6 protein-coding genes and 1 pseudogene are annotated in these 10,035 nt (G+C 66.0%); all 7 read left to right on the forward strand.

The window, feature by feature from the left end; translation table 11 throughout:
* Positions 1–594: pseudogene (locus tag D7X32_RS24835) on the forward strand (hypothetical protein); the annotation flags it as partial.
* Positions 584–2,782 carry a hypothetical protein gene (locus D7X32_RS24840; RefSeq protein ID WP_120605056.1) on the forward strand — a complete coding sequence of 733 codons (2,199 nt, stop codon included), beginning with the start codon at positions 584–586 and terminating at the stop codon, positions 2,780–2,782. The pseudogene D7X32_RS24835 and the gene D7X32_RS24840, both read left to right, overlap by 11 nt.
* Entirely contained in the window at positions 2,779–4,113 is a 1,335-nt protein-coding gene (locus D7X32_RS24845) for a hypothetical protein (RefSeq protein WP_120605057.1), read from the forward strand. Before D7X32_RS24840 ends, D7X32_RS24845 begins: the two co-directional genes overlap by 4 nt.
* A 705-nt stretch (positions 4,114–4,818) precedes the next feature.
* A complete protein-coding gene (locus D7X32_RS45550; protein WP_158625754.1) occupies positions 4,819–5,082 on the forward strand; it encodes a hypothetical protein in 264 nt (87 codons plus the stop codon).
* 34 nt (positions 5,083–5,116) lie between these two features.
* A complete protein-coding gene (locus tag D7X32_RS24850) occupies positions 5,117–6,721 on the forward strand; it encodes an ATP-binding protein (protein ID WP_158625755.1) in 1,605 nt (534 codons plus the stop codon).
* Positions 6,718–8,748, forward strand: coding sequence for a Druantia anti-phage system protein DruA (locus D7X32_RS24855; RefSeq protein WP_120605059.1), 2,031 nt, complete (start codon positions 6,718–6,720; stop codon positions 8,746–8,748). The genes D7X32_RS24850 and D7X32_RS24855 overlap by 4 nt, the downstream gene beginning before the upstream one ends.
* Complete coding sequence (locus tag D7X32_RS24860; protein WP_147450249.1) at positions 8,745–9,788, forward strand: hypothetical protein; 1,044 nt, start codon at positions 8,745–8,747, stop codon at positions 9,786–9,788. Before D7X32_RS24855 ends, D7X32_RS24860 begins: the two co-directional genes overlap by 4 nt.
* The last annotated feature ends 247 nt before the right edge of the window (positions 9,789–10,035 follow it).

Raw genomic sequence — 10,035 nt, forward strand, 5'->3', positions numbered from 1 at the left:
AGCTGCGGCTCGGGCAGCTTGAGGTTTCTTTGTATATGTCGCTACTTCTTGGCCGGGACCGGAGGAGGGCCGGGTCCCAAGTGGCGGGGGCGCCTGTTGCGAGAGAAGAGCCCCTGCGACCAGCGCGGAGGCTTCCGGCAAGGCGCCGTCGGCCCGGACTACGAGTTGGCGCGCTTCCAGGTGGCGGGCCCGGCCTCCGTGCCGCTGGCGGAGGCGTCCTTCCCGGAGGGGACTTCCGCCTATGGGGAGGTGATTCTCAACTGGGACGCAGTGCGGCTGAGTGGCATGCGCCAGCGACACCTCTTCCTCTCCCTTGGCGTGGAGGCCTTCTCCTGGGGCCGGGTGGACGTGGACGGGCGGGTGGAGGCGCAGCTCTTCCACCGGGACTTGAGCCTGGGTGTCGGTGGGCTGGCGACGGCCATGAGCCAGCCGGGAGCGCGCTACCTCGTCTCGGGGGAGGCCCGATGGCGTTTCCTGGGAGGCAACCTCTACGCGCTGGGGCAGGGCGGCACGCTGTTGTTTCCCATGCCGGAGGGGACGCTGCGGCCGGGGGCCTTCGCGGCCGTGGGGTTGGGGGTGGACAATGCGCGCTGAGCGACTGCCTCGCGCCGGAGCGGGCCTGGTGCTGGCCCTCGCGCTCTTGGCGTCGGGGTGTGCCTCGTTACCCTCACGGGCGGGCCCTGGGGGCACCCTGGCTGCTGTCTCGGGCTCGACGCCCATGGCGGCCTTGGGGCGGAGTGCCGTCGCGAGTCTCCCCGAGGACGACGCCCACGAGGACTTCGACGACGAGCAGTCCGCAGCCGGACCGCTTCTGCACCGCCGCCGGGCCACGCCGTCTCCCCCGAATCCCGGTGGAGGTGAGACGACACCCCTGCGTGTGGTGGGCGCCCTGGCAGGCGTGTGCGGGGAAGTTCCCTCGGGCTGGCCGCGCCTGGACTCGGAGGACGAGGTACTGGCTCCCTTCCTGGAATGCACCACACCAGCGGCCTTTTTGGCCTTGCAGCGTCGGGCGGACATGCCCCGGCTGGTGGAGGCCCTCTCGAATTGGAGCGCCGTCCGGCTGGGCTCCCTGGGACCCCTGGAGGCCGAGGCTGCCCGCGTCCTTCTCAGGAAGCGCGCGGCCTTCCTTGCCACCGCCGTCGAGAAGCACGGCCTGGCCAAGGCGGAAGTCTTCGCCCTCTTCGTCCTGCACACCACCCATGACGACGAGGTGCGGCAGTTGCTGCGCCTGTTGGCCGAGGACAAACTGCTGAGGCGTGCGCTGGGGGCCATGGAGGTGGTGCGCCAGGAACTGAAGCAGCGGGGCATGGCCCTCACCGACTTCCCGGAGCGGGACTTCCGCGCTGGTGACATCGCACGCGGGCTGGGACGGGCCGCGGATGACGTCGCGGCCTCCATTCCTCTCGTTGGAGGAAGCCGGAGCATCGATGCGTCCGCGCTGCCCGCGCAGCTTCCACCGCCCTATCAGGAAGCGTACCGGGAGGTGGAGAACGCCCAGTTCCTCGGGGCCTTCGCACCGGGCAATGTGGCCCTGGCGTCCTTCGACTACCTCACCTTCGGCGTGCCGCTGGGTTTCTACCACCTGGTGGCGGGGACGGCGCAGGGCGGGGCTTCCCTCGCCAAGGGGGAGTACGAGGAGGCCACGCGGCAGTTGGCGCCCGCGGCCCTCATGGTGGGCCTGTACGCGGGAGGAAAGGGGGCGCGTGCATTCCGTGAAGCCGGCCTCTCCAGGCAGGAGGGGGCACGGCTCCAGGCCGTCGTGTCTCGGGTGGAGTCGCTGAAGGCGGTGCTGGAGAGGTTGGAGGCGCAGATTGGGGAGAGCGGCGTGGGAGAACTGGCCCGCTACCTCCAACAGAGCGGGGAGTCGGCCCGTCTGGTGGCGGAGTGGGGCGAAGCCGGCGCGCTGGCTCTTCACGAGGCGCGAGGCAACGTCGCTCAAGCACAGGCCACATTGGCGGTGCGGTACCGCGAGCCCCCGAGTGCCACGTCAACCAGCGGTGCCTCCGGGAGAAGGAGCGGTACGCGGCCCCCGGTGCACCCCGAGGCGGTCGGAATCCCCGCTGAGGTGGCGGAGGCGAAGTTCAAGCAGTTGGAGGCGGAGTTCCCAGGGGAGCGCCTGTCGATGAACGTGGTGGAGTTGGCGAGGCACCGCCGGGCACTGCTGAAGGCAGCTCCTTCCGAGGTCAAGGCGGATCCGTTCTGGTCCGACTATGTGTCGTACCTGGAGTCAAGGGCCGCCGAAATCAAGTTGGGGACTGCGGAGAAGGGGCCCCTGAAGTGGGCCGGCTACCAACTCCTTCGTGACCGGTACGCTCGAGGCTTGGCATTCGAGAAGGAGATGGTCGGCATCCTCGAAGCGGATGCGGCCTTGCCGCGGGCGAAGCGGCGCTGGCTCAGGGACTTCGACCAGCCGCGCATCGAGACGCATGTGGGCGTGGCGAAGGCGGACCTTCGCTTCGCGGATGTGCTCGTCATCGAAGAGGGGCCCGCTGCTGGCGCGACGCCCCGCGTGGAGACGTTCAGCTTCAAGAGTCGGGACCTCTCACGAATGGAAGCGGGTGTGCTCGAAGGGCAGATGACCACAGACGCAAGCAACGCTCTGAGGTATTACGGTGAGACGCTGAGCATCCGGCGGCCTGGCATGCAGATGGAGGCAAGAGTTCAGAGGATTCGCCTGGTCTATGAAGGTGGAGAATTCAAACCCAGAGACAGTAGAGTCTTGGGGCAGGCGTTGAATGGCACGCGTGATGCGGTTCAGGGAGTCGAGGTGATGTTTCAATGAGGCATCTCAATCTGTGGGAGTCGAGGGCGGCAGACTGCCTCATGCTTTCATTTGAGGCGACCTTTGATGGTGTGGCTCCAATTGAAGATGAGCTGGGGCTCATATTCGACAGCTTGGAGGAGGGGGCGGGCGAGTGGATGCCAGATGTTGTTGCGGGGAAGTATGAAAGAAAGTATTCCAGGGGGGCTGTCTGGAAGGCTTTTGAGGAAAAGCGCAGTGAGAGGACTGCGACCGTTGGTTTTTATCGGACGCAAGTCCCTGCGCTAGATATGACGCTTAGGATTCGGTTTCCTCCGCTGCCTTCTGGGCTTGGTGTATCGGTCTACATTAACTCCCTCTCGCTTTTTGCGGCGGAGGCGGTGTGTGGTCGATTCGTAGAAATGGTTCGTGCGTGGGCATTGCGCTACCCGACTGCCTACGCATCGGCTCACAGTATGGCCGATGATCAGTTGTCTGGTGCTCCCAGCTTTGGCCGAGATGATGAGACCGCCCATAGAGATGGGTTCGATAAGGTCTATGACCTATATTGGCTCAACGTCTTCGGCCCCAAGCTCGTGGAGTCCGTAGGCCGCGAGCGGATGCTCTCGACGCCTGCGCACCTCGTGGAGGAACTTCCCAACGGCTCCGTCCTGCTGGTGCTGCGTCCAACTGCTGCGGACTTTGCGAGTGACGAGGCTCGCGCGGCCCAGGCCCGTGCGCATGTCCACCTGCGGCCGGACCTCGACTTCGATACGGTGCTTCGCACGCTGAGGGAGCGCAGCACCGCGCTCGCCCCTGTAGAGCCGCGCTTCCACCCTGACGTGGCGCCCTTCCTCTCGCGGATGCCGGACGAGTTCGCCATCAGCGAGCGGCAGCAGAAGATTGCCGAACTCAACGCTTTCCGGCCACCCGAGCCGGAGGAGTGGCTCCCGGCCGCCCTTCCCTCGGACGTGGAAAATCGGGAGCGCGTCCTCACTTCCTACGGAGACTTGTCCGAAGGCCTCGTGGCAGCGCTGCACACCAAGGTGCCTTCCATTATGGACGAGACGGCCGAGTCTCTCACGGACTTGGACTTCTACTTCTGGAGGGAGAACTTCCCGGAGCGGTACACGCGCGAACTCATCGACAGTCACACTGCTCCGGCCCTGGGGGCCTACCTGGGAGGCATTTTGGTGCGGCGCTTGGGCGGGACGTGGGTTCTGCGGGCAAAGATGGAGGAGTCCCAGGTGCGCGTCGGTAAGCGCGTCTGGCTGCCCTTCCTCCGCGCCCGCCGGTACATGCAGTCCCGCCAGTCGCTGCTGGAATACTCGCTCACCCAGTTCATCTATGAGGCGGAGCGGTACCGGCCCTGACTGCGGCGGCGGCTGGGCGAGGCATGTGGGGTGGGGCCGAGGCAGAAGTTGGAGGAGCCAGGGCGCGCGTCGGCAGGCGTCTCTGGCGGCTCCTTCCTTCCTTGCTCGCCGGGACACGCAGTCACGCCAGTCGGTGCTGGACTACTCGCTCATCTAATCCATCTGGAAGGTGGAGCGGCATCGCTCCTGCTGGGAGCGACGCTGCCCGCCTGCGTGCCAGGCCGTGTTGACTGGCGTGTGTGGCGCGGTGGTGCTTGAACGAGGATTCCGGTGGCTGAGAGGCCGAGTTTCTGAACTTTGGCGCTGTCGTCGGCACTAGGGACGCGGCATGGCCGGCGCGCCTTGTCGCCGACCGCACCGTCACAGCGTGGAAGCGCGGTCCCACGCGCACCAAGGGCACGCAACTCTTCGACCCGTTGATACTGGCGCCGGATTTCTAAGACGGAGTCTTGGCGCTTAAGGCCGTCGCCGGCGCCGGGCCCCTGGCTGAGCGCCCCCTCCAGGCGTCGGCCGGCGTCGGGACGTGGGCCGACCAGCGCCGGGCGTGGGGTTGCGTCCGCTAGTCGCCTGAAAATCCACGGGATTTGTGGCATGACACTGCGTGACCATACTTGATGTTCCGCGACGATGAGCGATAGTCTGCACCCAATAGAGACGAGCGAGACGCATGGTTACGATGTGCAACCTGTACATCCGAGCAGCGTGATGCCGATCGAGATCGAAGGCGTCGAGTACTTCACCGCGACCGACATCCAGAGGGATGTCGGCGTCGTTCGGCAGACGTTGTGGCGGTGGCGAAGGGCCCGGGTCATTCCGCAGGGACTGCGCTACCGGAACAAGGCGATCGTCTTCACGCGCGCGGAGGTGGACACCATTCGCGAGTACTCGAACCGTCTCGAGCCCGCAGACTCGCCCCCGCTTCGTCGACAAGGCGGCGCCTCAACTGCGGCGCCGAAGGGGGTCGCATGATGCCACTGAAGGTCTCTGGGCAGCGAGTGGCGCTATGACGAGGGCAGCACACGAAACGAGACGCGAGGACTGCTCGATCATCGCGCTGGATAAGTTCATCCAAGCGACGCGGGACTCGGGCTACAAGGGCACCGCCAGCGCCATCTCGGAACTCGTCGACAACTCGATCCAGGCGGGCGCGACGCGCATCGCGCTCTCCGTCGAGGCCAAGGCCAGCGACGACGAGGAGAAGGCGATCGAGATCTCCGTGCTCGACAACGGCTGCGGGATGGACCCAACAACGTTGCGCCAAGCGCTCCGCTTCGGCGGCAGCACCCGCTTCGGTGATCGTCGAGGGCTCGGCCGGTACGGCATGGGGCTCCCGAACGCGTCGCTGAGCCAAGCGCGTCGGGTCACCATCTACACGTGGCAGCCCGGCGCGACGAACGGCAAAAGCAGAGCACCGCGAGGACGCCTTGTGTCACCGTGCGTGCACTCGTCCTACTTGGACGTCGACGAGATCGTGCGCGGCGAGATGGTGGAGGTCCCTGCTCCCGAAATCGTGAAGGCGCCGTCGTCCTCGTGCACCGGGAACTCCGGCACCCTCGTTTGCTGGTCGCAGTGTGACAGGCTCGACAACCGGCGCGTTTCAACGATCGTGCGAAAGCTCGAGGTGGAACTCGGGCGGCGGTTTCGGCACTTCATCTGGAAGGGCCTCCACATCACGGTCAACGGGGACACGCTGGAGGCTTTCGACCCGCTCTACCTCAACCCGGAGGCCGAGATTTCGGGCGCGCAGCTCTTCGGCGAGGAGATGCGCTTCGAGGTCCGCGCCGACCCGGTCGACTCACGGAAGACGGGGTGGGTGCGGGTCCGGTTCACGGAACTGCCCGTCCACGCGTGGCACAAACTCTCCAACGAGGAGAAGCGTCGCATCGGACTGTCTAAGGGCGCTGGCGTCTCCATCGTGCGCGGCGGTCGCGAGGTGGACTACGGCTGGTTCTTCATGGGGAGCAAGCATCGCGAGAACTACGACGACTGGTGGCGCTGTGAGATCCAGTTCGATCCCATCCTCGATGAGGCGTTCGGCATCACCCACACCAAGCAGCAGGCTCGGCCGCAGGCGCACCTCATGGAGGCGCTCACGCCGGACTTGGAGGCGACCGCGCGCGCGCTCAGCGGCCGCGCGCGCAAGGCGCACATGGCAGTGAAGGCGAGCGATCGATTCTCCGAGGCGGAGCGCATCGCCAACGAGCGTGACCACCTCCTCCGTCCGCTGCCTCGCAGCGCCGATCCTACGGCCAAGGCCTTGATGCGAGAGTTGGCGGCGAGCCACCCGGAACTGCGCGAGCGCGCCGATGAGAAGGACCGGTACAGCATTATCGAGCACGCCGTGAAGGACACGTCGTTCTTCACCCTCGCGCATGACGGGGACCGGCTCGTCCTCGTACTCAACCCTGACCACCCCTTTTATCGAGAGATCTACAAACCCCTGTCCGAGGGGGAGGCTCCGCGAGATCCACAGCTCCGCGCGAAGCTTGAGCTGCTCCTCCTCGCGGCGGCGCGAAGTGAGGCGGCCACCCGCGGAAAGGTCCCCGCGCTCGCGAAACATCGGCTCGATTGGAGTAACACCCTGGCCGCGTTCCTGAACGACAAATGACCAACGCGCCCGACACGCCCTGGACTACGCTTGAGCCGGCGCTCCCGAGCAAGGCGTCGCGAGATGTATTCGTGGAGCACGCGCTCGCGCTCGCGAAGGTGCGCAGGGATGAGCGCGCCGACGAGGTCCTCGATAAGGTCCGTGCCGAGTTCGTCGCGGAGGTCAAGGCGTCGCGCCGCGCTGACCGGCAGGCGCTGCTCGCGGCCGGGCTCGTGGTGTGCGACCTCGCGACGCAAGGGTGGCTCATTCGAGTGCGCGGCGAACGCGTTGAGATTAGGCCGCCGGAGCCTGTCGCCGATAGGTCCGCCGAGAAGGCGCGCATCCGTCGACAGGAGTTGGTCAAGCGCAACGCTCAGCTCCGACAATCGTCGGTCCAGCGCTTCTTGGACTCGATGGAGCGACAACGGCTCCACAACGGGGCGTACGTTTCGATCTACTCGCTCATGCGGGACGGACGCGAACTCGCGGAGGGACTTCGGGAGGCGCGCACGCACCTCAACAACGGGTGGGCCGACGCGCTCTCCAACCTGGTCGAGCCATACCTTCAGTTCGTCACCGAGGAGGCCGCCACGTGCGCGCACACCGGGCTGCGCCTCATGGACGTCTGGCGTTATTTCCGCCACACGTGGACGAACCAACATACGAGCGTGCCCGGACGGACGATGTTGTTCCTCGTCCGCGACCGCGCAGCCGCTAACCATCCGGTGATGGGGATCGGTGCGCTGAGCAGCCCAATCATGCAGATCCGCGAGCGGGACTCGTGGATCGGGTGGCACCCAGACACCTTCCTTGAGCGCGTACGCCGAGAGCCGACGCGAGACCTCGCGAAATGGCTTGTGGACACCCTCGACGCGGCCATCGACGAGATCTACGTCGCGGATCTACTCGAGGACAAAGTCCTCTCGACGCGTGACCTCACCGCCCCGTCCGACGCCGCGCTCGACCGGCTCCTCAAAGAGGGACCGGAGCAGCGTCGGCTGCACCACCGCTACGCGCGCACACGGGACCTCAATCGACGCCGCGCCGACCTCTCGGGGGACGAGTACTGGGTCGCGCAGGCTCGAACGCACCTGTTCCGCAGCAAGCGCGCGCTCGCGCTCGCGACGTTCCTGCGCGTGCGAGCGGTCCTGAACGAGGCGTTCCAAGGGAAGCCGACGGCGGAGAAACTCGCTGCGCTGGCCGCGACGGGCTACGGCAGCGACGCGATCCGCAGGGTGCTCAAGAAGGCGAAGGCCGATCGCGTCGGCATCGCGGTCGCGGACATCTCCGTGTGCGGTGCCGTGCAGCCCTACAACGCGCTGCTCGGCGGCAAGCTCACTGCGATGTTGGCGGCGAGCCCGGAGGTCGTGCACCAGTACCGTCGTCGCTACGCGGGCGCGGAGAGCGAGATCGCGTCCTCCGTCGCGGGGCGGCCCATTGTCCGCGCATCGAAGCTTGTACTCCTCGGTACGACGTCGCTCTATGGTGTCGGGTCGAGTCAGTACAACCGCATCAAGATCCCCGCCCACCGCCTCGGCGGCGCCGACAAAGACGTCATCCGCTATGAGGAGTTGGGGCGCTCCGCAGCATTCGGCACGTCACACTACTCAGAGGAGACCGTCGACGCGCTCGTAGATCTCGTGCAGCAGTCCGACGCGCAGCGGGTGAACAGCATCTTCGGGGAGGGCGCCAGCCCCAAACTACGCAAGGTGAGGCAGGCACTCGAGTTGCTGAGCCTGCCCGCGGGCAGGCTCCTGCATCACCACCGCCCGCGCATTGTCTACGCGGTGAGCTTGGTCAGGAACCTCGCTGACTACCTCATTGGCCTCGCTAGGCAGCCGGACTACATCATCCCCGCAGACGCGGCCGCCTCTACTGCTGCGATTGGCGCGTGGTGGCGGGAGCGGTGGCTCAGGCACCGGATTACCTCCGACCAGGCGCTTGAGGAGGTCGCGCGGCACACGCGGGTGCATCCGGTCACCCACGGCGCGCGCGTGCCGCACCAACGCACATTGACCCAGCAGCCAATGTTCGGTGACCGCTCATGAGTCCCAAGAAGCCCGCACGGCCTCGCGCAACTCAAGTCGCTGCGACGAAGGCGGTGGTGCGGTGGTACTTCGACCAGCACTTCCGCCAGCCTTCCGACCCAGGCGTGGTCGAGATGTTCTGCGAGACCTCGCGCGTCGGCTCGTTCGCCATTGATCGTCGCGCGTTGCGCGCGGGGGATGGTCGAGCGCTCTTTCGACTCCTCGTCGCGACCGCGATGTTTCAGCGCCGCCAGGACGTGCAGATCCTCCGTATTTTGCAGGGGATGGGCTCGTCGGATGCGGCCGAGATCTCCGACGCAGCAAAGCTCCTTGCGCTAGTCGACGATAGCGACTGCGCGAACATGCGCACGACGCAGGCCCTAGCGGAGGCGTGTGATCTCGACAAGGATCCACTGACGCGCGAGGGATGTTGCAGCGCAAACCCGAGCGTCAGCTGTCACCTCAAGCGGCACACTGTCCTCCTCAAGCGCTACGGCCATTTCGGGAAGGTGCCGACGTCGATCGCCTTGATGGTCAGAGAGTCCGGCGCGGAGGACCTCCCCGGTTTGCACCGACTCGTGATGCAGAGAGAGCGAGACCCGCTGGCGCGCGCTCAAGCGCTCGAACGCGAGCTCTCTCGCGCCTGGCGAGTAAGCCAGAAGATCGCGAGCATGTTCCTCTCCATGGTCACGAACCCAGACCTCTCGCGAGGTCTCGCGCCGTGGTCACAAGGCATCGATTGGACCTACTACGTCGTCGTCGACAGCAACGTCGACCTCTTCCTTGCGACGATCGGGTACAAAGGGACCGGAACTTATGATGCTCGCCGCGACTTCGTCCGCGAACTTGCGCGAGGCATCAATCTGACCGAATTCGACGGTGCGCTGCAGTCCTACAACCCGCGCCTCGTCCAGCAGGCGATGTACCTCTTCATGAGTATTGCCAACCGCCGCGCAGCGGCGGCTGACTGCATGCACCTCACCCCGGCCCCATGCGCTACTTGCCCAAGCGCTGTCCGACGCCGGTGTCCCGCAGGACCGGGGCTACCTGCGAGCCGGTAGCCCCCGAACGTACCTCGTCCTGCTTTCACTGCTGTGGCACCTTGGAATACGATGCCGGCAGGGCTTTCTGGCTTGGCGCCGAACAGGAACTATTGGCGCTGACGATGATGGGTAGTTCGAGGATGTCTGACGCGACTGGGGAAGCGTGGACTACGCAAGGGACCTACGCAGTGGAAAAACCATCGCGGCTGAAAATGCCAAGCCGGGGCGGCTCTACGAGTGTCCTTGCCTCGGCTGCGGTGGTCGC

The organism is Corallococcus carmarthensis, from assembly GCF_003611695.1.
Taxonomy (GTDB): domain Bacteria; phylum Myxococcota; class Myxococcia; order Myxococcales; family Myxococcaceae; genus Corallococcus; species Corallococcus carmarthensis.

What these genes read in the sequence shown, in the direction of transcription:
- D7X32_RS24840 (WP_120605056.1), top strand. Translation starts at nt 584, where the DNA reads ATGCGCGCTGAGCGACTGCCTCGCGCCGGAGCGGGCCTGGTGCTGGCC.
- D7X32_RS24845 (WP_120605057.1), top strand. Translation starts at nt 2,779, where the DNA reads ATGAGGCATCTCAATCTGTGGGAGTCGAGGGCGGCAGACTGCCTCATG.
- D7X32_RS45550 (WP_158625754.1), top strand. Translation starts at nt 4,819, where the DNA reads ATGCCGATCGAGATCGAAGGCGTCGAGTACTTCACCGCGACCGACATC.
- D7X32_RS24850 (WP_158625755.1), top strand. Translation starts at nt 5,117, where the DNA reads ATGACGAGGGCAGCACACGAAACGAGACGCGAGGACTGCTCGATCATC.
- D7X32_RS24855 (WP_120605059.1), top strand. Translation starts at nt 6,718, where the DNA reads ATGACCAACGCGCCCGACACGCCCTGGACTACGCTTGAGCCGGCGCTC.
- D7X32_RS24860 (WP_147450249.1), top strand. Translation starts at nt 8,745, where the DNA reads ATGAGTCCCAAGAAGCCCGCACGGCCTCGCGCAACTCAAGTCGCTGCG.